The sequence below is a fragment of the Gardnerella vaginalis genome (assembly GCF_040427915.1).
GTDB classification, from domain to species: Bacteria; Actinomycetota; Actinomycetes; order Actinomycetales; family Bifidobacteriaceae; genus Bifidobacterium; species Bifidobacterium vaginale_C.
On sequence record NZ_JBETXJ010000002.1, the window covers coordinates 1,468,942 to 1,492,159 of the forward strand.

Annotated in this window: 20 protein-coding genes; 2 read left to right on the forward strand and 18 right to left on the reverse strand. The window is 43.9% G+C overall.

Annotation, left to right across the window (positions count from 1 at the left end):
* Positions 1 to 108: 108 nt before the first annotated feature.
* The 7 genes from ABVC65_RS05950 to map form a co-directional block, all read right to left on the reverse strand.
* Positions 109 to 1,035 carry an ABC transporter substrate-binding protein gene (locus ABVC65_RS05950; RefSeq protein ID WP_004120854.1) on the reverse strand — a complete coding sequence of 309 codons (927 nt, stop codon included), beginning with the start codon at positions 1,033 to 1,035 and terminating at the stop codon, positions 109 to 111.
* 250 nt (positions 1,036 to 1,285) lie between these two features.
* On the reverse strand, positions 1,286 to 1,774 hold the full coding sequence (gene smpB, locus ABVC65_RS05955; protein WP_004113499.1) for an SsrA-binding protein SmpB: 489 nt from the start codon (positions 1,772 to 1,774) through the stop codon (positions 1,286 to 1,288).
* A 37-nt stretch (positions 1,775 to 1,811) separates the two neighbouring features.
* The gene (locus ABVC65_RS05960; protein ID WP_116692020.1) at positions 1,812 to 3,206 is read right to left on the reverse strand and encodes a CHAP domain-containing protein; all 1,395 of its coding nucleotides are present in this window, start codon (positions 3,204 to 3,206) and stop codon (positions 1,812 to 1,814) included.
* Between the two features lie 154 nt (positions 3,207 to 3,360).
* A complete protein-coding gene (ftsX, locus tag ABVC65_RS05965) occupies positions 3,361 to 4,284 on the reverse strand; it encodes a permease-like cell division protein FtsX (RefSeq protein WP_004120862.1) in 924 nt (307 codons plus the stop codon).
* A complete protein-coding gene (ftsE, locus tag ABVC65_RS05970) occupies positions 4,284 to 5,630 on the reverse strand; it encodes a cell division ATP-binding protein FtsE (RefSeq protein ID WP_353582833.1) in 1,347 nt (448 codons plus the stop codon). Before ftsE ends, ftsX begins: the two co-directional genes overlap by 1 nt.
* 118 nt (positions 5,631 to 5,748) lie before the next feature.
* Complete coding sequence (prfB, locus tag ABVC65_RS05975) at positions 5,749 to 6,891, reverse strand: peptide chain release factor 2 (RefSeq protein WP_004114918.1); 1,143 nt, start codon at positions 6,889 to 6,891, stop codon at positions 5,749 to 5,751.
* Positions 6,892 to 6,951: 60 nt separating this feature from the next.
* Positions 6,952 to 7,725, reverse strand: coding sequence for a type I methionyl aminopeptidase (map, locus tag ABVC65_RS05980; protein ID WP_353582834.1), 774 nt, complete (start codon positions 7,723 to 7,725; stop codon positions 6,952 to 6,954).
* A 91-nt stretch (positions 7,726 to 7,816) separates the two neighbouring features.
* Here map and ABVC65_RS05985 point away from each other — a divergent pair, with 91 nt between their 5' ends.
* Positions 7,817 to 9,955: a M13 family metallopeptidase gene (locus ABVC65_RS05985; RefSeq protein ID WP_353582835.1), complete on the forward strand. Its 2,139-nt coding sequence runs from the start codon at positions 7,817 to 7,819 to the stop codon at positions 9,953 to 9,955.
* Between the two features lie 118 nt (positions 9,956 to 10,073).
* Here the strand turns inward: ABVC65_RS05985 and ABVC65_RS05990 are convergent, their stop codons facing one another.
* On the reverse strand, positions 10,074 to 11,285 hold the full coding sequence (locus tag ABVC65_RS05990; RefSeq protein ID WP_353582836.1) for a CAP domain-containing protein: 1,212 nt from the start codon (positions 11,283 to 11,285) through the stop codon (positions 10,074 to 10,076).
* A gap of 394 nt (positions 11,286 to 11,679) precedes the next feature.
* Here ABVC65_RS05990 and ABVC65_RS05995 point away from each other — a divergent pair, with 394 nt between their 5' ends.
* The gene (locus ABVC65_RS05995) at positions 11,680 to 12,324 is read left to right on the forward strand and encodes a single-stranded DNA-binding protein (RefSeq protein WP_353582837.1); all 645 of its coding nucleotides are present in this window, start codon (positions 11,680 to 11,682) and stop codon (positions 12,322 to 12,324) included.
* A 206-nt stretch (positions 12,325 to 12,530) separates the two neighbouring features.
* Here the strand turns inward: ABVC65_RS05995 and ABVC65_RS06000 are convergent, their stop codons facing one another.
* From ABVC65_RS06000 to rpmE, 10 genes are all read right to left on the reverse strand, one after another.
* On the reverse strand, positions 12,531 to 14,360 hold the full coding sequence (locus ABVC65_RS06000; protein WP_353582838.1) for a proline--tRNA ligase: 1,830 nt from the start codon (positions 14,358 to 14,360) through the stop codon (positions 12,531 to 12,533).
* Between the two features lie 184 nt (positions 14,361 to 14,544).
* Positions 14,545 to 16,008 carry a PIF1 family DEAD/DEAH box helicase gene (locus ABVC65_RS06005; protein WP_353582839.1) on the reverse strand — a complete coding sequence of 488 codons (1,464 nt, stop codon included), beginning with the start codon at positions 16,006 to 16,008 and terminating at the stop codon, positions 14,545 to 14,547.
* A 39-nt stretch (positions 16,009 to 16,047) separates the two neighbouring features.
* Complete coding sequence (gene orn, locus ABVC65_RS06010; protein ID WP_353582840.1) at positions 16,048 to 16,755, reverse strand: oligoribonuclease; 708 nt, start codon at positions 16,753 to 16,755, stop codon at positions 16,048 to 16,050.
* A gap of 87 nt (positions 16,756 to 16,842) precedes the next feature.
* The gene (locus tag ABVC65_RS06015; RefSeq protein ID WP_019261631.1) at positions 16,843 to 17,151 is read right to left on the reverse strand and encodes a type II toxin-antitoxin system RelB/DinJ family antitoxin; all 309 of its coding nucleotides are present in this window, start codon (positions 17,149 to 17,151) and stop codon (positions 16,843 to 16,845) included.
* Between the two features lie 204 nt (positions 17,152 to 17,355).
* Positions 17,356 to 18,900, reverse strand: a complete 1,545-nt coding sequence (guaB, locus tag ABVC65_RS06020) for an IMP dehydrogenase (protein ID WP_353582841.1) — start codon at positions 18,898 to 18,900, stop codon at positions 17,356 to 17,358.
* An 81-nt stretch (positions 18,901 to 18,981) separates the two neighbouring features.
* Entirely contained in the window at positions 18,982 to 20,085 is a 1,104-nt protein-coding gene (locus tag ABVC65_RS06025) for an MraY family glycosyltransferase (RefSeq protein WP_353582842.1), read from the reverse strand.
* Positions 20,082 to 20,759: an L-threonylcarbamoyladenylate synthase gene (locus tag ABVC65_RS06030; protein WP_019261633.1), complete on the reverse strand. Its 678-nt coding sequence runs from the start codon at positions 20,757 to 20,759 to the stop codon at positions 20,082 to 20,084. Before ABVC65_RS06030 ends, ABVC65_RS06025 begins: the two co-directional genes overlap by 4 nt.
* Positions 20,752 to 21,660, reverse strand: coding sequence for a peptide chain release factor N(5)-glutamine methyltransferase (prmC, locus tag ABVC65_RS06035; protein WP_019261634.1), 909 nt, complete (start codon positions 21,658 to 21,660; stop codon positions 20,752 to 20,754). The genes ABVC65_RS06030 and prmC overlap by 8 nt, the downstream gene beginning before the upstream one ends.
* A 57-nt stretch (positions 21,661 to 21,717) precedes the next feature.
* A complete protein-coding gene (gene prfA / locus ABVC65_RS06040) occupies positions 21,718 to 22,815 on the reverse strand; it encodes a peptide chain release factor 1 (protein WP_353582843.1) in 1,098 nt (365 codons plus the stop codon).
* Positions 22,816 to 22,982: 167 nt separating this feature from the next.
* The gene (gene rpmE / locus ABVC65_RS06045) at positions 22,983 to 23,195 is read right to left on the reverse strand and encodes a 50S ribosomal protein L31 (protein WP_004114884.1); all 213 of its coding nucleotides are present in this window, start codon (positions 23,193 to 23,195) and stop codon (positions 22,983 to 22,985) included.
* Positions 23,196 to 23,218: the final 23 nt, after the last annotated feature.

Consider the following 23,218-nt stretch of genomic DNA (forward strand, 5'->3'; position numbering starts at 1 on the left):
ATTATTAACTAGCAATTAACGCACTTGCGATGCACAAATATATTAAATACAAATAAGGCGTGCGATTTTCACTATACTAATAGCTACAAACGCACGCCAAATTTAAGATCAAACTTCTGGATTTACTTGCGCTTCCTTAATGGCAACGTTTTCAACACCCCACTTCTTTAGAATGTCATTATAAACGCCATTCTTCATAAGCTTATCTATTGCAGCCTTAATGAGCTTTAACATCTTAGCGTCGCCCTTTTTAACCGCCGCTCCCATTGGCTCGGAATCATTGCTGCTTTCAAGAATCTCTAGCTTTCCATCGTTCTTTATTGCAGCATAACCAGCTACAGGAGTGTCAGCATACATAACGTCTGCACGACCAGAGAGTAATGCTGTAGTAGCATCTGTCTGCTCTTTAAAGCTCATGATTTCTAGTGGCTTATCATTATTTGCCTTGCACTGCTTTTTGGCTTCTTCCATAATTGGCTCGCCAACAGTGCCTGTTTCTAATGTAACTTTTTTGCCGCAAAGATTCTTTGGATCTACCTTAGTTGGGTTTCCTTTGCGAACTTCAAAAGATAAGCCAGCGTTTGCGTACGTCACGAAGTCAACGGACTTCATACGTTCAGCGTTTACAGTAAAACCAGAGATTCCAACGTTATACTTGCTTCCGATTGCTGGAATAATGGAATCAAACTGAGCATGCATAATCTTCGCTTTTAAGCCCATCAATTTTGCTAAAGCTTTAGAGAAGTCGATTTCGTAGCCGACTGGTGTTTTTCCATCTGCAGCGAAGAACTCTGCTGGAGCATAGCTAACGTTTACACCAACTGTTAATTCGCCAGTTTTTGCAACGCTTTCTGGAACGAGTTTTGCAATCTCTTCATCTTTTTGAACTTTGCTTACATCGTAGCTGCGTGCCACATCTGGATCTGCTGCTTTAGAATCAGCTGGACCGCACGCGCAAGTGCATCCAATTAATGCAAGAGTTGCAATTGCTGCAATAGGCTTAATTGACTTAAAAATCTTATCCGACTTAAGCATTTCCTTCTCCTGTTCAATATTTCAGTCTTAAACAACTAATAACTTATAATTTACAGTGATGTGCATAACTATACACTATATCGCTACTAAATTGCGATTACTAAAATGCAAAAACTGAATATTCATAAATTGCCATACATGAATATGCTAAAAATCAGCAAAAAATAACGAATTACAAAATCAAAAACCGTATATTATTCGTAAAAATGAATAATATACGGCGTGTCGCAATACAATCACAAACAGCAAATCACCTAGATTGCATATTCTTGTATCGCATAGCGCGCAATGCCTCGCGCTTATCTTGTTCCTCTCGCAATGCCTGCCGCTTATCGTACTCTTTTTTGCCTCGCGCCAAAGCAATCTCAACTTTAGCGTAGCTGCCTTTAAAGTAAATCCTCAAAGGCACAATAGTGTAACCTTTAGCTTCAATTTGCCTAGAAAGTTTAGCAATTTGAATCGCATGAAGAAGCAACTTACGCTTGCGCTTAGGAGCATGATTATTCCACGTGCCATTTAAATATTCAGGAATATTTGCGCCTTCTAGCCAAATCTCACCACGTCTATCAATATTCACAAACGCCTCAGCTAAAGAAGCGCGGCCTTCTCGCAAAGACTTAACCTCTGTGCCAGTAAGAGCAATACCTGCTTCATAGCAATCTTCAATCGCATAGTCGTGATTTGCTTTTTTATTTCTTGCAACAGTTAAAGTACCATCTGAACCAGGTTTTTTATCCAAATTACACCAGCCTAAATAGAATCATAAAAATTAAAATTTAGTAGTGAACATACTCATAATTGCCAGCATTACGAATAGTCCTATAAGACGGGAATGTTGCGAAACCAACGCCACCTTCGGAAATCAGTACCGAACCGTCCGAATTAACGCGTTCAACAACAGCAACATGTCCATATGTAGGATCTGATCCAGCAGCTCCTCTAGCAAATACCATAACAGCGCCAACGTGTGGAGTGCGGTTAACCAAATACCCAAGTCTACGCCCAGAATTCGCCCAATCAGCACCGTTGCCCATAAAGGATCCTACTGGAAGACCAAGCTGAGATCTGCGCAAATACGCCCAAAGTGTGCATTGACGAGCTGGATAGGCAGAACCTCCAGCTGTGTTACCAGTATTATGCCCGTAGCAATTGCCAGAACCAGCAGGACAATTCCCAGGAACCGCGTAATTCATACCATTTGCGGCACCATTAGAAAGCGGTAGTGCAGGCAAGGAAGGAGTATTCCATCTGCCACCGCCTCTAAGCTGTTGACGATTACCATTATTAGGATTCATGCGAGCTGCAGCAGTAGCAGCTAAAGCCCTAGCTTGAGCGTCAATTTGTGACTTCAAAGCAATTATTTCAGCAGCTTCGCGAGCATCTTGAGAAGTAAGACTATTCTTTTGACTCTCTAACTGCTTTCTTAGAATAGTTCCTTGATCTCTTAAAGACTGAAGAGAACGCTGCTTTTCACTGGCAGCCTTAGCCGCAGCCTGGGCACTTTGCGCCTCAGAATCAGCTTTTGCTTTTAACTTTTGAATCTCTGTTTCAATAGCAGCTAAGCGCTGACGTCTATTCATAGAATTATTCAAAGTCACAGCAGCATCATTTGCAGCATTTGCTTCGCTACGTGCAACAGCAGCTTCTGATTGAAGTTTTCCAACAAACTGCTCAGTAGTAGTGGAGTTAGTCACCATTGCCATTACGTTAGAAGCATTGGAGCCATGGAAACTTTTGCGAGCAAGTTGAGCTACAGCAGCCTTTGCATCATCGAAATCTTCGCCAGTCTGCTTGATTTTTTCTTCCAAATCGCGTTTGTCTTTTTGTGCAGATTGCAAACGCTGATTTGTTGATTCAACAAGACTCATAGCTTGTTGAGCTTGCTCCTGAGCTTGCTGAGTAGCACGGACTTGATTAGGGATTTGATGCTCGTTTAAATCATTAAGCTCTAGAATTTTATCAGCAAGCTGTTTATTTACTCCAGCAAGACGCTTTTTAAGAGCAGCATTACTTTGAACTTTCCTGTTGTAATCTTGCATGGTAACGGCATCAGCGCGTAGTGGCTGGTAAGCATATAAGGTAATACCAGCGGAAAGCATAAGAATGCTGCTTGCAATCGCGCTTGCAACAGTGCGCTTACAATATTTTGCATGGCATTTCTTGCTTTCCATATTTACTTCCCTTTCAAGTAGAAAATTCAAACACAACTAATGCGAATTATACATTGAAAATTCTATTATCGATAAAATTTTTTTATTTATGATTTTTTATTTATGATTTTTTAATGTTCATAATTTATTGATAATTTAAATTTTGCTTTTATATTTACGCTTGAAGATATCTTCTGAGTGCAGCCGCGGAGGCGACTATTGAAAGTAGCACAGCTCCAAGAACCAGCACTGGAACTGTCATCCAAACAGTTGTTTGATTTACAAATGGCATCCAACGAACGTTTTGTGCAAGCCAATCTGTAATAAACACTTTAACAACAACGCTTAGTGCACACCCAGATAGTAGGGATCCCATAAGGGACGCAAAAGCACCTTCTAAAATAAATGGCATGCGAATTGTCCAATTAGACGCGCCCACAAGTCGCATAATCTCCGTCTCTTGTTTTCTAGAGGCTGCAGACATACGAATAGTTGTACCGGTTAGCATAATCGCAACAACAACCATAACTGCAGCAAGCACAATAGTCACAGCCGTAGCATGATTCAAAACGCTAAACACTGGGTCAAAAATTTGTCTTTGGTCTACTACTTCCTCAACACCATTTCTGCCAGAAAGAACTTCTGAAACAACCTGATATTTGGTTGGATTTGTAAGCTTTAGTCGCAAAGAATCTTGCATATCAGCAGCTGTTAAAGTACGCCCCTGATATAAGCCATTAGGATATTGCTTAAGAAAAGTATTCTTGTAAAATTCGCTTCTACTAACATAAGTGATATTCGAAACATCATCACCTAACTCTTGGTTAATAATGTTCTCCAATTTTACAATTTCTTCTTTAGTAGGAGCTTTTCCAGAAGCACAGGATGCTGACTGACTTGTACCGTCTGGGCAAAGCCATGCTACAACTTCTACCTTGTCATACCAATCGCCTTTGGCTTTTGTGATTTGCGCTTGCATAAGAACAGATGCGCCTATAAACAAGAACGATATGAATGTAACGAGCATTACCGAAACAATCATAGAAACGTTTCTGCGCAAGCTAATCCACGTTTCTGAGAATATGAACCGCAATCGCATCACTCGTCTCCTTCGTTCTTAAGATTTTCGCTTTTACTGGCTTCAGATTTACTTTTTTCATCGGATTCTTTAGATTCAATATAATCGTCAGTTTCGCTTGGATTCTCGCTTGTATTGCCGACGTTTTCGCCAGAATTATCGCCAGAATTTTCAATATCGTTTTCGACAATATTTTCTGCATTATTCTTATCTTTTTGGTTCTCACTTAAATCCAAAGAATCGCCGGAATCCAAAGAATCGTCAGAATCTGCAAAATCTGAATTCTTCATATCTTCAGCATCATTCGACTTTTGTACAGGAGGAGCTGGTGGAATCGAAAGACCACGCCCCCAAGTCATAGTTGTTTCTAAAGGCTGAAAAACTTCACCATATCTACCCGTTCTGCCTGAATGAACAGATTGCGCAAGTCGAGCAATGCCCTCATTATCTTCAGAACCATTTTGCAAAGTTTGCGCAACAGCATCCATAGCCTGCTTTGCTTGAGCTGCACGCTTTGCGCGTTTAGACATGAATCTGTAATTTTTAGGATCTTCAGAAGACGAGTTAAAACTAGTGTGATCAGAGCCAGAATCTGCCACAGTACGAACACCTGAATCGCCTTCAACTGACTGCTGAGCTTTCGACTTTTGCTCAACATCTGCATCTGGGAAGTAAAGCGCAGAATCATAAGAGCCTTCACGCTCGTCTCGCACAATTTTTCCAGCATGAAGCTCCACAACTCGCTTGCGCATTGAGTTAACAATTTCCTCATTATGCGTAGCCATAACAATTGTAGTGCCCGTACGATTAATGGCGTCCAAAACTTCCATAATGCCAAGCGAAGTAGTTGGATCCAAATTACCAGTAGGCTCGTCGGCGAGAAGAATTTGCGGATGATTCACGTACGCGCGCGCAATGGCAACACGCTGAGCTTCACCACCCGAAAGCTCATGAGGATAATTATTTTCTTTACCCGTTAAGCCAACCGTTTCAAGCACACGCGGAACAAGCGACTTAATAGTAGAACGACTCGTACCAATAACTTCTAGTGCAAAAGCCACGTTCTGGTACACGGTTTTATTATTCAACAGTTTATAATCCTGGAAAATAAAGCCGAGAGTACGTCTATACTGCGGAACCTGACGATTCACTAAGCGTCGCAAGTCATTACCAGCAACGTGAATCTCGCCCTTAGTGGCCTCCTCTTCGCGCAGCAGCAAGCTTAGAAGAGTTGTTTTACCAGATCCAGACGCTCCAACAAGAAACACGAAGTCGCCACGATTAACGTCTAAAGAAATATCGTCCAAAGCAGGGCTCGTACCCTTAGGATAGATCTTCGACACATGTTCTAGTGAAATCAGAGACATATTCTGCAGTTTCCTTTACGAACTATTGAACGATATACTTTAATTTTGTTTTTAACTATTTTATATTTTATTTTTGATTTTTATTCTGACTTTTATCTTGAATTTTACCTAGTGCAGACTAAGCTTGCGACTTTTCCTCGGCTTCTTTTTTAGCTGCAACTCTCTGTTCGTGTCTCCAACGAATTCCAGCTTCAATAAAACCGTCAATATCGCCGTCAAAAACAGCCTGAGTTTGCGAAGTTTCGTAGCCAGTGCGCAAATCCTTAACCATCTGGTATGGGTGAAGCACGTATGAGCGCATTTGGTCTCCCCAACTTGCCTTAATATCTCCAGCAAGCTCCTTCTTTTTCGCTGCTTCCTCAGCATGCTTAAGCACAAGTAAACGCGATTGCAAAACCGCCATTGCAGCAGCTCGGTTCTGAATCTGGCTGCGCTCATCTTGCATTGAAACAACCAAACCAGTTGGCAAATGCGTGATGCGCACAGCAGAATACGTAGTGTTTACGCCTTGTCCGCCAGGGCCAGACGCCTGGAAAGTATCCACACGAATGTCAGAATCTGGAATATCAATATGATCCGTAGCTTCAACAAGTGGGATTACTTCTACGGCACTAAAGCCAGTTTGACGCCTGCCTTGATTATCGAACGGCGAAATACGAACCATTCTGTGAGTGCCGCCTTCTACGGAAAGACGACCATACGCATATGGGGCATCAACTTGGAAAGTGGCGGATTTAATACCAGCTTCTTCTGCGTAAGACGTATCCATCATCTTAGTTTTGTAGCCGTTTCGTTCCGCCCAACGCAAATACATTCTAAGAAGCATTTGCGCAAAATCGGCAGCATCCACACCACCCGCACCAGAGCGTATTGTCACCACTGCTGCACGAGCATCGTATTCGCCGTCAAGAAGAGTTTGAACTTCCATATCGTCCAACTCGTGAGCAATAGAGCCAAGCTCCTCTTGAGCCTCGCTCATAGAATCAGCATCCTCTTCTTCCTGACCAAGTTCAATTAAAGTCTTAGTATCTTCAATGCGTTGCTCAACGGCTTGTAAACGCTTTAATTGAGACTGAGCTGCCGAAAGCTTACTCGTAACTTGCTGAGCGTGCTCAGAATCATCCCAAAGTCCAGGCTCCGAAGCCTGCTTTTCTAAATCTGCAATAGCAGTCTTCAACGAATTAACGTCTAAAGCCTTAGAAATCAAAGAATACTTTGCTTCAACATCATTTAACGCTTGGGCAAAATCAAATTCCGCCATTTACTTAAAGTACCTCTTTATATTTTATATTATTCGTTTTACGCACTTACTATTCGAAGTTTAGCGTACGGTCAAAATCTCTGGACCATTCTCAGTAATTGCAATCGTATGCTCAGTGTGTGCACCGCGAGAACCATCAGCAGAACGAAGAGTCCAGCCGTCCTTTGGATCTTGGTAAATTTCGTCAGTAGTCTTTAGGAACCATGGCTCAATTGCAATCACAAGACCTGGGCGAAGCTTGTAGCCGTGGTGAGCAGTGCCATCGTTAGGAACGTGCGGATCGCCATGCATAATATGGCCAACTCCGTGACCACCAAACTCAAGGTTTACGCTGTAACCATACTCGTGAGCAACGCATCCAACAGCTGCAGAAATGTCTCCAAGACGGTTTCCAGGCTGAGCCATGTTAATTCCAGCCTCAAGTGCTTCCTCAGTGCACTTAATTAAGCGCAAATCTTCAGGATCCGCATGCTTTCCAACCACGAAACTAATAGCAGAATCTCCAACCCAGCCATCAACGTTAATTGCCAAATCAAGAGTCAACAAATCGCCGTCTTTAAGGTTGTAATCAAAAGGAACTCCGTGAAGAACAGCATCGTTTACAGAAGTGCAAATGTAGTGTGCAAAAGGACCAGTTCCAAAATCAGGAGCGTAATCAACATAGCAAGAAGACGCATCTTTACGGCTCATAATGCGTTGGCGAACAAAGTCATCGATCTCAAGAAGATTTGTGCCAACTTTTGTCATTGCTTTCAAGTCTTTAAGAATACTACCAACGAAGCGACCTGCAGGCTTCATAGCTTCAATTTCGGATGGAGTTTTAAGTTCAATCATGATTTAAGACTAACTCGCAGGCACGAAAATAGCGCAAAATATGGCGAAAATACTAGCTAATGATGTCGCTTAATACTTGTAATCTAGGCACATGCATAATAACAATGAAAATAATAATAACAATGAGGAATCGCAGAAGGAAATTTCTGCTGTAAATTTTGACCCAGCTTCCTTCTCTTCAGTTACTCGACCACAAGACGATTTGTTCCGCTATGTGAACGGTCCTTGGATTGACACTTACACTCTTCCAGAAGATAAGCCAATGTATGGTGCTTTCTACAAGCTCGCAGAAGATGCAGAGACGCAAATTCGAGATATTTTAGAAAGCGAAGATTGCCCAGCCAAAAAGTCGCGAATCTTATACCGCAATTATTTGGATACTGAAGCTATTGAAAAAGCTGGAATTACGCCAATTAAGGGCGATTTAGACGCTGTTGATGAGGCTGCTAGCAAAGAAGACTTAGTTCGCACTATTGCTTCTCTTACTCCATATGGCGGCCCAAATGCAATGTTTGCTTTTGGCGTTTGCGGAGACCCTAAAGACCCTAAGACGAATATTATGCATATTGAGCAGGCGGGATTGGGCTTGCCAGACGAAGCATACTATCGCGAAGATAATTACGCTCCGATTCGCGCTGAATACGTAAAAATGGTGGCAAAGTTGCTGCGCTTAGCTGGCTACGGTGATGCCACAACTACAAGCGAGCAGTCGGAACGTTTCTTGAAGGTTGAAACACAAATCGCAAGCAACCACTGGGATAACGTAGCAACACGCGATTCTCAAAAAACTTATAATCCTTACAATTATGCGGATTTGGCAAAAACGCTTGAAGCGTTAAATCTTGACGCTTTCTTAGATGCTGCTCAAAAATCATACGACGATTCCGAAGAAGCAAAGAATCAGCCAATAGATTTTCGCAAAGCTTTTAGCAAAGTAGTAGTTCACGAACCAAGCTTTATAGAAGGATTGAATAAGATTTGGCAAGAAGCCGACTTAGAAGATCTAAAGCTTTGGGCACGCGTGCACGTGATTTTGTGCTGGGCAAGCATGTTAAGCGAGGACTTTGCACAAGCACGATTTGACTTCTACGGCAAAGTTCTTTCCGGCGCCACCAAGCCGCGCGATCGCTGGAAGCGCGCAATCGGAGTTGTTGACGATGCTTGCGGCGAGGAAGTCGGTAAAGAATACGTGCGCTTGCACTTCCCTGAGTCTTCTAAAAAGTATATGCAAGGCTTAGTTGACAATCTTATTAACGCTTACCGCGAGTCGATTTCTCACAGCAGCTGGCTTGGAGAGGAAACTAAAGCAAAGGCTTTGGAAAAGCTTAGCAAGTTTGAGCCAAATATTGGTTACACAAATCATTGGATTGACTACTCTGCTCTAAATATTAAGGAAGACGCTGGCTTAATTGAGAATATGCGCGAAGTTTCTCGATTTGTGTTTGGTAGGTATACTGCAAAAGCTGGAGAACCTGTGGATCGCGAAGAATGGCAGATGACTCCGCAAACTGTAAACGCTTACTACGATCCGTTGCTTAACGTAATCGTGTTCCCAGCTGCGATTTTGCAACCGCCATTCTTTAGCCCAAGCGCTCCAGACGCAGCAAACTACGGCGCTATTGGTGCCGTAATCGGTCACGAAATCGGCCACGGTTTTGACGATCAAGGTTGCGAATACGACGGCGACGGCGTGCTTAACAATTGGTGGACAGAAGAAGACAAAACCAACTTCACTGAACGCACTAAAACGCTTATTGAGCAATACAATGCTTTTACGCCAACGCAGCTTATTGTTAAATATTCTCACTTAAAGAGCAAAGAAGAGCGCGATGCAATGCCTCACGTAAATGGCGCTTTAACAATCGGCGAGAATATTGGTGATTTAAGCGGCGTAACTATTGCTCTTAAAGCCTACGCTTTTGCTTTGCAAAAGAGCAAGGGACAAGAAATCGACGGAAGTGACGATGCGATTCGCGAAACTTTGCTGAGCGCTCCTAAGATTGATGGCTTCACTGCTTTGCAACGATTCTTCCTAAGCTACGCGCTTGTATGGCGTTCAAAGTCTCGTAACGAGATTGCGGAGCAATACCTTCAAATCGACCCACACTCCCCTGCAGAGTGCCGAACTAACGGCATTGCGCGCAACGTTGACTTGTTCTACAATGCATTCGACGTTAAAGAAGGCGATGAGATGTGGCTCGACCCTGCTAAGCGCGTACACATTTGGTAAATCGCATATTAAAACAAGTAAAGTAAACAAATAAACAAAAGCCTGCAAGCGTTTAAAACGTTTGCAGGCTTTTTAAATGATACTAATCAGATTTACTAATCAGATTTACTAATCAGACTCACACTCCGAAAGCGTAGGTCTTAACGTCCGACAAATTACCGTTCTCATCGTAAGCTTCGAAATGAGTCCAGTAAACGCCTGGGCGTGGGCTCCACAAAGCCCAAGGACCATCAAATCCTTCAACCCACTGCTTAGCATTGTAATCATAAATCTTAATCTTGGTATAACCATTAGGATTATTAGTAGTTGCACCAAGAAGAACATTATTACCCTGCCATGCAGCATAAGTTCCAGAAACAACAGTCTGACTTGGAACAGCATAATGGAAAGCAATGGTCTTTTCTAGAACAACTTCCTTGGTAGAAGGATCACGAGCTTCGCAATGCAGCCAATAGTCACCTGGCTTTGTAACCCAAGAAGCCCAGTTTCCAGTACCCCAATCAGCAATAGTAGCCCACTGCTGAGTATTCAAATTGTAGGAAAGCCAACGATACTCAAGCTGCTTGTCGGTGTAAGCATTTGCACCAACAGCAATATCGTTATTACGGATAATCCAAGCAAAATCAAGGTGAGGAGCCACGCCTAATTTGCCTTGTGGGTAGTCAGTGTCTCCAACCTGAGTTGAAAGAGTTAAAACAGATACTCTTCCGTATGATGTACCTGCTATTTCGCCATATCCGAAGGAAATGTTTTCTGGATTCAAAATCTGGTAAAGATGAGCATTGTCAGTAGTTGCAGCACCATTAGACTGGTGTAATGCAGATTCCTCTCCAGCAGTCCAATCCGACATAGCTTCTTCTGGGCTTTCACCCCAAGCAATGTTTTCGCCCCAAGCCTTACGACCATCGTAGTTTGGAAGGCTCACACCATCCGCAGCAAAATGACCAAGTTTTCCATGCTGAACAGTCTCATTTGCACGACGATAAGCATCCTCTTCATTAGCACGATCGTAGCGAATATCGTTAATATACTGCTCTTTTGTAAGACCTTTAGAAGCAACATAATCCGCAAGAGGCATACCGTTCATAAGGGTAACGCCATCGTCATAATACTTTGAACGCACATCACGAATTGCACCTAAAATGTAGCTTGCAACTGACTGATTCTGAACTTGCCAATTAGTATTAACATTAGCAACACTGTGATTCTGCACTATAACCAAAGCACTAGCAGATACTGCAGTAGATCCAATCATTGCTACGCAAGCAACGGCTGATGCTGCAACAGCTAAACATTTCTTTGCAGAAAATACGTGCGACTTATGCCACATAAATGTAGTCCTCTCTCCACGTGATTAATAACTACTTTTTCAGTAATCCCTGATTCAAATAACACAAACATGTAGGCAAAAAATTCAAGTTTCACCTTCCAATGCTAATGAAAAACAAAAACTACTTCCGCTAAGTATATCAATCTACATATATTTTTCGCATTTTAGACTCGCCTACTCAGTTTTATATATTTTGTCAAGAGTTTTTAAACGATGTGCATAAAGCATAGGCTTTAACCACATTGATAAAAATATCTTGCAAAACTATTTTTGATACTTCATAGTTGATTCTACTGCGGCGAATTTATTGAAAATCACAATAATCAACACGTGTTGCGCGATGAATTTTGAGATTTAAATTAGTCGCAGTCCAAACTTTTGAAAGGTTAAGAATATGGCACAACAACAAGCAACACTAACAATCAGCGGCTATGTAGGGAGTGACCCTGTGAACTTTAGTCGCAACGAAAACTCACCCGCATGCTCACTTAGAATAGGAAGCACAACGTCTTACTATCATAGCGAGGAAAGACAGTGGAAAGATAGACCGACAACTTGGATGACAGTAAAAGCATACAAGTCTTTAGCTGCAAATGTGCTAAAAAGCGTGCATAAGGGAGACGCGATAGTCGTGTGTGGAAATTTAAACACGGAATCCTGGCACAAAGATGGAGAAGACCGATCTCGAGTTGTACTAGAAGCAACCGCAATTGGACACGACCTAAATCGAGGAATCAGTGCTTTTACTAAATACTCTTATAATCGTGGAAGAACCGATCAGAGTAACAATAGTAAATATCACACTAATCAAATAAACCAAGAAAATCGGGCAAATCAAGATACTTATTCCAATCAAGATTTGAGCTTGGCGATGAAAAACCCTATGGCTAATACTTATTCTATGGATTCTTCACAAGAAAACGACAGTCAAGAATACCATCATGATGCTGAATCTTCAGCAAAAGAAACAATAGATTTCGGCTCACAAGTCGAAGAAAACCAATATGACGATATTGAAGGAGGCGCGAATGATTTTTAGAAAGTTTTAATAGAATTAAATATTAAAACTTATGAACATTTTATTTTAACAATTCAGATAATTTTTTACTATTCATAGCAATATTGCCGCTGAAAATAATGCGCATAATATGCAAAGCATTACACCAACGGCAATATTGCTTAGTCGTTTAATTGTTTAATAGTTTAATTGCTTAATCGCTGATTAGTTGTTAACAGCTATTGCGATTACAACTGTTCGCGAACGCGCTCTACAATGCGGCTAGCAGCCTCATCCACTGGAACCGCCTCAACGTTTGAACCGTTACGATCGCGGATTTCAATCGTTCCATTGTTCACAGTATCGCGGCCGGCTACAGCAATCAGCGGAACGCCAACAAGCTCAGCATCCTTAAACTTCACACCTGGAGAAACCTTTGGACGGTCGTCGAAGATTACTTCAATTCCCTGCTTACTAAGCTCTTCAACAACTTTTTCAGCAGCATCGAAAGCAACTTGATCTTTGCCTGTAGCAACGACGTGAACTTGAGCTGGAGCAATCGCCATAGGCCACGCAAGACCAGAATCATCGTGATGCGTTTCTGCCAAGCATGCAATCACGCGGCTAACGCCGATACCGTAGCAACCCATCCAAACTGGTACAGCTTTACCGTTTTCGTTAAGAACGCTTAAGCCCAAAGCCTTAGAATACTTTAAGCCGAGCTGGAACACCTGACCGATTTCCACGCCGCGTTCGAAGCTCAATGGTCCGGAACCATCTGGGCTCATATCGCCATCGCGAACCTGAGCTGCTTCAACAACACCATCAGCCTCAAAATCGCGGCCGTAAACAGCGTTATAAACATGCTTTCCGTCTTCGTCAGCTCCTGTAATCCAGGCGCTTCCCTTTGCAACATGAGCATCCATCAAGTAGCGGACAGGATTTTCAATTCCACTACCCTCTTTGCGAGCTTGAGGACCTAATACACTAAAGCCAATGTAGCCCTTAACAAACTCAGGATGAGCCTTCAAATCATCCTCAGTTGCTTCTTCAATTTCTGCAGGAGCAAACTGAGCTTCAAGACGCTTCATATCTACCTGGCGATCACCTGGAATACCAATAGCAACGATTTCGCGCCATGGCTCTTCATGCTCGCCGCCCTCAGCATCAGCCGGGTGCTTAACAGCAATAATAAGGTTCTTCAAAGTATCGGACGCTTGCCATTCGCGACCATCTTTACGCGGATGCAAATCGTTGGAAACCTTAACCAAAGCCTCAATTGTCTTAGCGTCTGGAGTTTCAAGAGCTTCTGCTGCAGGAGTTGCCGAATAATCAACCTCTTGCATTTCTGGAGTGGTAAGAGCTTCAACATTCCAAGCTTTTCCAGAAGGAGCGAGAGCAAAAGTATCTTCGCCAATTGGCATTGGAGCCAAGAATTCCTCGGAATCAGAGCCACCCATAGGGCCAGAAACAGCGTGAACAATCACGTATTTAATGCCCAAACGGTCGAAAATTCGAGAGTAAGCAGCACGCTCTTCAACATAAGCAGACTTTAAACCATCTTCGTCAATCGAGAACGAGTAAGCGTCTTGCATAATAAACTCGCGGCCGCGAATAAGACCTGCGCGAGGACGGAATTCGTCGCGATACTTCGTTTGAATCTGATACAAAGTAACTGGCAAATCCTTGTAAGAAGAATACATATCCTTAACAAGGAGCGTGAAAACTTCTTCGTGAGTTGGAGCAAGAAGATAGTCAGCCTCATGACGATCTTTAAGACGGAAAATGTTATCGCCATATTCTTCCCAACGGTTTGTAGCCTCATAAGGCTCACGTGGAAGAAGCGCTGGGAAGTGGACCTCCTGCGCACCGATACCGTTGATTTCTTCGCGAATAATCGCCTGAACCTTGTTTAAAACCTTGAGGCCAAGCGGCAACCAAGTCCACACACCTGGGGCAGATTTACGAATATAGCCTGCGCGCTGCATAAGTTTTGCGGAAGTCACGTCCGCGTCTGCTGGATCCTCGCGCAGCGTACGAAGGAACAGCTGAGACATACGAAGTACATTGGAATTCATGCGTTCCAATCTATTTGCGCATGAGGACATAAACACTTGTTTACACTATTAAACAATAGCAATAACACTTTCCCGCATTTGTTTCCATATCAGCCCATTTGGTAAACAAAAGCAAGAACACTTCCCCGCATTTGTTTACCGTTTTGCAAAATAACAACACCGTTTCAACAGCAACAAATAAAAACTAAAACTCGTTATCGAAGGAAAATTCGTCATTATACGCGTAATCGCCAGAGCCAAAAATATCAAACTCTTGCTGATCGGCAGAATCGCCATTTGCGCTATTCGCATTATTTGTAAAAGCGCAAGCGCCATCGTTTGCAAGAATCTCACTAGCTCGTTTAGAAGCCTCACGCAAAGATCCATCTAGCAGTACAGCATCCGCCGAAACACTAAACGCGCGATCGTTAATACCTTCCAGATAAAGCCCGCCCAGATTTTCCACGCGAGAAAGCGCCACGTATCCCATTCCAGGAGCAAAAGTTCTACGCAAATCCATTACAGCACTGTCAAGCGTCATACCTTGCGACTTATGAATCGTAATTCCCCACGCACAACGAAGAGGCACTTGATTTACGCTAGCAAGCACGGTCTCGCCATCCGTCATTTCCCATGCAGCTGGCTTAAGAGTGACAATATTGCCGTTTTCAAACTCAACAATCGGCCAGCCACCTTTGGATTCAGGTGCGAATCTCAAAACTCGCCCAACAGAGCCATTTACATACTGCTTTTCCTGATCGTTTCTTAAAGCCATTACTGCAGCTCCGGCCTTTAAAACTAAATGCTCCGGAGCAAGCATATTCTTTTTTAAACGCTCGACGAGATTTTTAGGCCCTGCTTCCGTTGCCACGAATTCGTGAGGCTCAGCATCAATCGCCGCAAGTTGCACATTATTTAAGCCATCTGCCTGTGAGTTCGTAGGGAAAAGATGAACCGAAACTGCGCTATTTTGAGGATATTCTCCAAGCCGACTGGCAAGAACTTGTTTATCTTCATCACTCACAATACCGCTTCGAATATCCGTCAAAACTTCAAGCAATTTGCCGTCATCTTGACGATGTTGCTCAGTTAAGTAGCACACAACAGGCTTTAAAGAATCCCAGGCGAAAGATTCCGTAATATAACCTTCTGGATTTTTGCCAGCGGCAGCATACTTTTCGCGCGACTCAATAAATGCCTGACTTGTCTCGAACACATCGCGATTTCGCATAGAAGTGCTAACCGGCGGCAACTGGAAGAAATCTCCCGAAATAACTACTTGAAGCCCTCCAAAAGGAGCAGGATTTTTGCGCACTTTACGGCATACTTCGTCAACCATGTCAAAAAGCCACGCGTGAATCATTGAAACTTCGTCCAACACAAGCACGTCCGTGGCTTTTATGCGTTTCCCCCGCCGAGATCGAATAGTTTTAAGAAGCGTATCACTAAGCGCATTTGAAACTCCAACTCCACTCCACGAGTGAATGGTTTGACCGTTTAAATGAGTTGCCGCAATGCCGGTAGAAGCAGTTACGGCAACACTTAAACCGTTTTTTCGCATTTCGCGAATAGCTTCGTTTAATACGTAGGTTTTACCTGCACCCGGAGCGCCGGTAATGAACGCGCTTGCACCAGCGTTGATTATGGTTAGAGCTTCGGATTGCTTCATTGGCAGTACCTTTTATTGCGTTTAGTAGTCGCGCTTTGTTTAGTAGTCGCGCTTTTCTGCGGAATTTACATCTTCTAGCGCTTCACCACGACGTTCGTAGTCACGAAGCAAGCTCGTGCTCTCAATGTGTTGCGCACCGGCTTTTGCCTGAGACTCGCTTGGGCCTGGCGCTGGAACGAACATCATATCGCGGTAGTAACGAAGCTCATCAATCGACTCAATAATATCCGCGAGCGCACGGTGGCCGCCATGTTTTGCTGGCTTATTGCGGTATACGTCTGGGTAAAGTCTGCGCGAAATCTCCTTCAACGTGCTTACGTCGATTACACGATAGTGCAGATTTGCCATTAAATCTGGCATATAACGGTCGAGGAACTTTTTGTCGGAACCAACCGAGTTTCCAGCAAGATGAGCTTTTCCGCGCTCTGGCAGGAAACGCTTTACATACTCAACAACCTGCTTTTGCGCTTCTTCCAAAGGCAAACCGTTCTTATTCCACTCGTCAACAAGTCCAGAAGAAGTGTGCATATTGCGCACAAAATCGTTCATATGAGCCACAGCAGCATCGCTCGGCTTAATCACTAAATCAATACCGTCGTCTAGAACTTTCAAATTAAAATCGGTTGGAACTACAGACACTTCGCATAATTCGTCGTGGAAAATATCGAGTCCCGTCATCTCACAATCGATCCAAATTAAGCGCGATTCTTCCGGCGTAAACGTAAGATCTTCCTTAGCTTCTGCCATTTTCGTTCCTTTCCTAATATTTTTTCGAACCCATCAGCCTACATCTTCGTACAGACGACTATGAGCTGAGTTGTACGAAATATTGATTTAATCATCTAATAAATCCTGCATAAGTTCATCTGTGTTATTAAATGATTTTCCCTCATGAGCTTCAGATTGACGACGAGCTTCAACACTTTCACGGCTTTCACGAGTAATCAAAAAAGGCATAGCTTGATCAACAATTGACTGTCTTAAAAAGACATTAATCGCAGTCGACAAATCCATTCCCATTGAGGAAAATAATTTTTTTGCTTCCTCTTTAACTCTAGAATCTGTGCGAAAACTCACAGTTGCTTGAGACGTGTTTTCAGTATATTTACTTTTGACGCTATCGCTAACCAATATTGCAGACAATTTTATACACACTTTCTAATGATTTTTATTTTTATTAAATTGCTATTGTAATACAATATACATACAACAGCAATCATAATGTTTAAACAAACAAAAACGACGAAAAGCATGCAAGTTGGGGAAACTTGATTAACTTTTCGCCGTTTAAAATAGTTGCGCTTTATACGCGACTTATACGCGATTTAATTGCATAATACTCGCGATTTAGTTGTGGAAACCGCTGTAGTTTGGCGCTTCTGCAGTCATCACGATATCGTGAGGATGCGATTCACGAAGACCTGCATCCGTAATGCGAATAAAGCGTCCGCGCTCTTGCATTTCCTTAATATTGTGAGCACCAACGTAGAACATAGACTGATGCAAGCCGCCAAGCAACTGGTAAAGCACAGCGTTAAGCGGACCGCGATATGGAACTTCGCCTTCCACGCCTTCTGGAACCACCTTGTCAGAGCTGGTAACGTCTGCCTGGAAGTAACGATCCTTAGAATAAGACTTTTTACCGCGAGGAGCCATTGCGCCAAGCGAGCCCATGCCACGATAAAGCTTATACTGCTTGCCGTGAAGCAAAACCTTTTCACCTGGAGCTTCCTCACAACCAGCCAAAGTGCCGCCGAGCATAACGGTGTCAGCGCCAGCAACCAAAGCCTTAGCAATATCGCCAGAATAGTGAATACCACCATCAGCAATGCATGGAATGCCAGCAGCCTTGCAAGCCTGAGCAGCGTCGTAAACTGCAGTAAGCTGAGGCACACCAACGCCTGCAACAACGCGCGTAGTGCAAATAGAGCCTGGTCCAACGCCAACCTTTACAGCGTCAACACCAGCATCAATCATAGCTTGCGCGCCTTGGCGAGTAGCAATATTTCCGCCAATAATTTGTACGCCGTCGAAAGCCCTATCTGCCTTAATTCTGCGAATCATATCTAGAGCCAAGCGAGCCTCTCCGTTTGCGGTATCAACCACAAGCACGTCAACTCCAGCCTCCATAAGAGCGCATGCACGCTGCCAAGCATCCCCAAGGAAGCCAATTCCAGCAGCCACGCGCAAGCGACCCTGATCATCCTTAGTAGCATCTGGATACTGCTCAGTCTTCACAAAATCCTTAACAGTAATCAAACCAGTAAGCTTGCCTTCTGCATCAACCAAAGGCAATTTTTCAACTTTGTTGTCTGCAAGCAAACGATGCGCGTCTTCTTTAGAAATATTAGAAGGACCAGTGACGAGATTTTCGCGAGTCATCACGTCTTTGACTTTCAAACGATCATAGTCTTCGGAAGCAATGAAACGCATATCGCGATTGGTAATAATACCAACTAGACGATTTTCGCTATCTACTACTGGCAAACCCGAAATATGAAAACGCCCGCACAATTTATCTAAATCTGCGAGCGTTGCATCTGGGTGAACAGTGAGTGGGTCGGTAATCATACCAGACTCGCTGCGCTTAACAATATCAACCTGCGCAGCCTGATCATCTATAGAAAGATTGCGATGAAGAACACCAATTCCGCCATTTCGAGCCATTGCAATAGCCATATCGGACTCAGTTACTGTGTCCATTGCTGCAGAAATTGCAGGAACTTTCATAGTGATTTCGCGAGTCAGATGAGTGGTTGTATCCACTTCGGATGGGATTACATCGGTTTCGTTTGGAAGCAACAGCACATCATCATAAGCAAGACCGAGCTTCTCGAAAATTGGTGGAACAGGAGCATACACGGATTCCGTGTTCATATCAGTTGTAGCCATAGGGTTACTATACGTTTTTGCTATGACGTTTGTAAAAATCGCGTTTCATAAACTATGATTCGCGAGTATTCGAGTATTATTTCACGAATTTCGTAGCTCTGGCAGCCGCCTGCGCAAATATGGCATCATTGTGAGCACTGTAAGCAGCACAGCCGCAATAATCATGCCAATCATCACGTAAACTGCTTTAAAGAACAGTATCATTATCGAACCGAAAGATATAAGCGCCGCCCATCCCCAGAGAATAAGCACCGCTCCTTGCACAGAATGCCCAATGCGCAACATGCGATGATGCAAATGCATGCGGTCTGGATGCATTGGCGACTGCCCTTTTGCAAGCCTCCTGCATATTGCTAAGCACATGTCTAATACTGGCAAAAACAGTACTAAAATTGGTAGCAAAATCGGCATAAATACTGGCAAATAGATACTTGTGTGCACTGCAGATGGATCTAAGTGACCTGTCATTATAATAGACGCGCAAGTTATTAGATATCCGATTAGCATGGATCCAGAATCGCCCATAAAAAGCTTTGCTGGATGCCAATTGTGCAAAATAAACCCTAAGCACATTCCCACCATTGCAACGTCTATAAGAGTTGCCATTGACGCATAGCTTGGAGATGTGCGCGCAAGAATATAAGAGTATGTTGCGAATGCGATTCCGCCTATTGCTACAATTCCAGAAGCCAGCCCATCTAGTCCGTCTACAAAGTTGACTGCATTAATTGAAGCCACGATTAGTATTGCGGTTATTGCGATTGAAAGACTTGGAGACGCTGTAACTAGCGATCCTAGCGGCAATGTAACAATTTGTAATCCGCCCCACGCTACAAAAACAGCTATTAGCAATTGACCTGCAAGTTTTAGCATCCAATCTAAGTCCCAAATGTCGTCGCAAACGCCCAAAAGGCATATGAGTACAGCTCCAGCTAAAACTACCCACGGCTGGTGTGTTCCTGTAAAAAGCCCTGAAATAAAAGGCATGGAGCTTGCAAACGCCATTGATACAGCAAAGCCGAATAGCATTCCCACTCCACCCATACGTGGCGTAGGTATTGTGTGTACGTCGCGAGCGCGCACTTTTCCAACGGCTCCTATGCGAATCGCAAGATGACGTACAAGCGGCATTATTAGCCAAGTTGCGCCTCCTGCGACTGCTGCTATAAACAGGTATACCCTCATTTCTTGCGACTTTCTGCTCTTATCTGTTCTTCGCTTATCACGCCTTCGCGCAAAATTACAATCCCGTCTTTGTCGCTTGCATCCGCACCAACCACTGTGCTTGCCACATGCGAGCGCGTTGGGCCAGCGTTTAAGTACAACGGAATTTCGTCTCCAAAAGCCGCTACAGCTTCTTCTACGCTGTCTGCGCTCTCGTTTCCGCTGCGATTTGCGCTAGATGCAGCAAGCGGCCCCGTAACGCGCAAGATTTTCATTAATTCTGGGCAATCTGGCACGCGCACTCCTTGCGTTGCTTCAGCTTGCGTTGCTTGACTTTGCTCACTGCTCTCATCTGCTTTACAAAGCGTAGCAAGCCTTGTAGCTACCGAATCTTTTTTTGCACACGCGATTGGCGAGTATCCGCCTGGCAGGAATTTTTCCGCCAGCACGTCTAATGGGCTTGGCAAGTAAAGACCGAGTTTTTCTAAATCACTTACGCTGCTCATAAGTATTTGCAAGGCTTTTGTGCGTGGCCTGCGTTTTAGTTGGTAGATTTTCGCTACTGCCGCCTCGTTAAATGGGTCGCATGCTACTCCGTAAACTGTGTCTGTTGGCACTACGATTACGCCGCCTGCGTTGATTATTTGCGCTGCGAGTTGCAATGATTCTTCGTTAATCGTGCAAATTTTACTCATTTTTAGCCTCTTTTTTGCATACTACAAATCTTGCTCTGTTTGTTAAGTCGTTTTTGACTTTTGCGCTGCTAAATCCTATGTTTTTTGCATAATCTGTAAGCGCTTTTCCTTGCGTAATGTCGTGTTCCATAATCATTATTCCACCGTTGCGCAAATACGCAAAACTTGTTTTCATAATTTTTTGCGGTATTAGTAGTCCGTCTTGAGATCCCCCGTATAGCGCCATTTTTGGGTCGTAGTCTCGTGCTTCAATCTGCTCTACTGGTTTATTTTCCGGCACGTATGGAGGATTCGTAATTACTACGTCTACTTTCTCTTTAATAGCATCTATTTCTGGAAGATTAGCATTTGTGGCATCACCTAATATTGCGTGATATCTGTTTGAAATATCATATTTTTCCGCGATTTTGCGATAGTTTTTTTGCAAATATTCAAAAGCTTTAGGCGACTTTTCTACAGCCCACACTTGCGCGTCTACGACTTCCGTCACAACCGACAATCCAATTGCTCCCGATCCTGCGCATAAGTCTAAAACAATAGGATTTTTTAGATTATTTGCGCGAATCCAATCTATTCCCTCTTGAACTACGACTTCTGTTTCGGGCCTCGGCACAAAAACGCCTTTGCCAACGCTCAAATCTAAGTATCGAAAAATTGCGCATCCAATAATGTGCTGCAATGGCTCGCGCGAAGCACGCCTAGATATAAAATCGCTATATTTGCTGGCGTAATCGGGCAAAAAATCTTTAAAATCGCCAAGTATTAGCGCTTTGTTTAAGTCTGCTAAACTTACGCCACAAGCGTGAGCCAGTAGTAAACGCGCGTCGTATTCCGCCGACTCTACACCTGCATCTTCAAGTTTTTCGGCAGATGCGCGCAAAATGTGTAAAATTTCTTGCATTTTACAAGCCACGTGGTGATTTTATTTAGATTACTTAACTTACTTGACTAACTTAACTTACTTGGCTTTAGCTAAGCGATCGGCTTCATCCGCCTGAATATCACTGTCGATAACAGGCTGCAAGTCGCCGTTAAGCACCTGGTCAAGATTGTAAGCCTTGTAATTCGTGCGATGATCCACGATACGATTTTCTGGGAAGTTGTATGTACGGATTCGCTCGGAGCGATCCAACGAGCGCACCTGCGAGTGGCGCATATCCGCCGCCTCCGCCGCCTCCTGCTCGTGCTTCATGGCAAGCAAACGCGACTTTAGCACGCGCAAGGCTGCAGCGCGGTTTTGAATCTGCGACTTTTCATCTTGCATGCTAACCACAATTCCAGTTGGAATATGCGTCATGCGAACAGCGGAATAAGTAGTGTTCACGGACTGTCCGCCAGGACCGGAGCTCATGAAAATATCGATTTTCAGGTCTTTTGGATCGATTTCGATTTCGTCATCGTCTTCGTCTGCTTCTGGGAACACGATTACGCCAGCCGCGGAAGTTTGAATACGCCCTTGCGATTCAGTTACTGGGATTCGCTGCACGCGATGCACGCCGCCCTCGTACTTCATGCTTGCCCACACGCCGTCTTCTGGAGCAGGCGTGCCTTTTGCGCGAATCGCAAGCTGCACGTCTTTTACACCACCAAGTTCCGTCGAATTTTCGCTTTGGATTACTGTAGTCCAGCCGCGCTTTTCCGCGTAACGCATGTACATGCGCAATAAATCGCCAGCAAACAGAGCCGCTTCTTCGCCACCCGTACCAGCTTTGATTTCCATAATCATGTCTCGCGCATCGTCTGGGTCTCTAGGAATCAGCGCTGTGCGCAACTTTTCTTTTGCTGCTGGAATTTGTTCTTCTAATTGTTTTGCTTCTTTTGCTAAGTCTTCGTCTTCGCTTGACATTTCGCTAGCTACTTCGTAGTCTTCGCAAAGCTGCTTGTAATTTAGGTACGCGCTTACAATTGACCCGAGTTCTGCGTGCCTACGACCGAGCTTGCGAATTGCGTCTGGATTAGACGCTACTTCTGGCTCTCCCATGCGATTTTCAATATCGCGGTATTCGTTTAGAGCTGTAACCGCTGCTGGGAACTGTTCTTCTACTGACTCAGCCATTTTGTTCCTTTGTAGTCGCGCATAACGCGGATTTTGAATCGAAAATATTAAATATTAAGTTAAGTATTAAATATTAAATAAGACACACGAGCACATGTATGTTTAGCACATAAAACGCCAGCCCCGATTCCGCGAGTTACACGAAAGCAGGGCTGGCGTTTAAAAAGCTACTTAGTCTTCTTACCGTAGCGCTTCTCGAAGCGAGCCACGCGGCCGCCGGTGTCGAGAATCTTCTGCTTGCCGGTATAGAATGGGTGGCACTTTGAGCACACGTCAACCGTCATATGATCGCCATTTGCGGTGGAACGAGTTACGAAAGTGTCTCCGCAGGAGCAGGTAACCTGCACTGCGTGATAGTCGGGATGAATACCCTGCTTCATAATGTCTCCTATGGAATTCGGGC

Excerpts from the sequence above, each read along its gene's own strand:
- ABVC65_RS05985 (WP_353582835.1), top strand. The coding sequence starts at position 7,817 with ATGCATAATAACAATGAAAATAATAATAACAATGAGGAATCGCAGAAG.
- ABVC65_RS06025 (WP_353582842.1), bottom strand. The coding sequence starts at position 20,085 with ATGAGGGTATACCTGTTTATAGCAGCAGTCGCAGGAGGCGCAACTTGG.
- ABVC65_RS05990 (WP_353582836.1), bottom strand. The coding sequence starts at position 11,285 with ATGTGGCATAAGTCGCACGTATTTTCTGCAAAGAAATGTTTAGCTGTT.
- ABVC65_RS05960 (WP_116692020.1), bottom strand. The coding sequence starts at position 3,206 with ATGGAAAGCAAGAAATGCCATGCAAAATATTGTAAGCGCACTGTTGCA.
- ftsE (WP_353582833.1), bottom strand. The coding sequence starts at position 5,630 with ATGTCTCTGATTTCACTAGAACATGTGTCGAAGATCTATCCTAAGGGT.
- ABVC65_RS06005 (WP_353582839.1), bottom strand. The coding sequence starts at position 16,008 with ATGAAGCAATCCGAAGCTCTAACCATAATCAACGCTGGTGCAAGCGCG.
- ABVC65_RS05995 (WP_353582837.1), top strand. The coding sequence starts at position 11,680 with ATGGCACAACAACAAGCAACACTAACAATCAGCGGCTATGTAGGGAGT.
- orn (WP_353582840.1), bottom strand. The coding sequence starts at position 16,755 with ATGGCAGAAGCTAAGGAAGATCTTACGTTTACGCCGGAAGAATCGCGC.
- prfA (WP_353582843.1), bottom strand. The coding sequence starts at position 22,815 with ATGGCTGAGTCAGTAGAAGAACAGTTCCCAGCAGCGGTTACAGCTCTA.
- ABVC65_RS05950 (WP_004120854.1), bottom strand. The coding sequence starts at position 1,035 with ATGCTTAAGTCGGATAAGATTTTTAAGTCAATTAAGCCTATTGCAGCA.
- map (WP_353582834.1), bottom strand. The coding sequence starts at position 7,725 with ATGATTGAACTTAAAACTCCATCCGAAATTGAAGCTATGAAGCCTGCA.
- prmC (WP_019261634.1), bottom strand. The coding sequence starts at position 21,660 with ATGCAAGAAATTTTACACATTTTGCGCGCATCTGCCGAAAAACTTGAA.
- ABVC65_RS06000 (WP_353582838.1), bottom strand. The coding sequence starts at position 14,360 with ATGAATTCCAATGTACTTCGTATGTCTCAGCTGTTCCTTCGTACGCTG.
- ABVC65_RS06030 (WP_019261633.1), bottom strand. The coding sequence starts at position 20,759 with ATGAGTAAAATTTGCACGATTAACGAAGAATCATTGCAACTCGCAGCG.
- rpmE (WP_004114884.1), bottom strand. The coding sequence starts at position 23,195 with ATGAAGCAGGGTATTCATCCCGACTATCACGCAGTGCAGGTTACCTGC.
- guaB (WP_353582841.1), bottom strand. The coding sequence starts at position 18,900 with ATGGCTACAACTGATATGAACACGGAATCCGTGTATGCTCCTGTTCCA.
- ftsX (WP_004120862.1), bottom strand. The coding sequence starts at position 4,284 with ATGCGATTGCGGTTCATATTCTCAGAAACGTGGATTAGCTTGCGCAGA.
- prfB (WP_004114918.1), bottom strand. The coding sequence starts at position 6,891 with ATGGCGGAATTTGATTTTGCCCAAGCGTTAAATGATGTTGAAGCAAAG.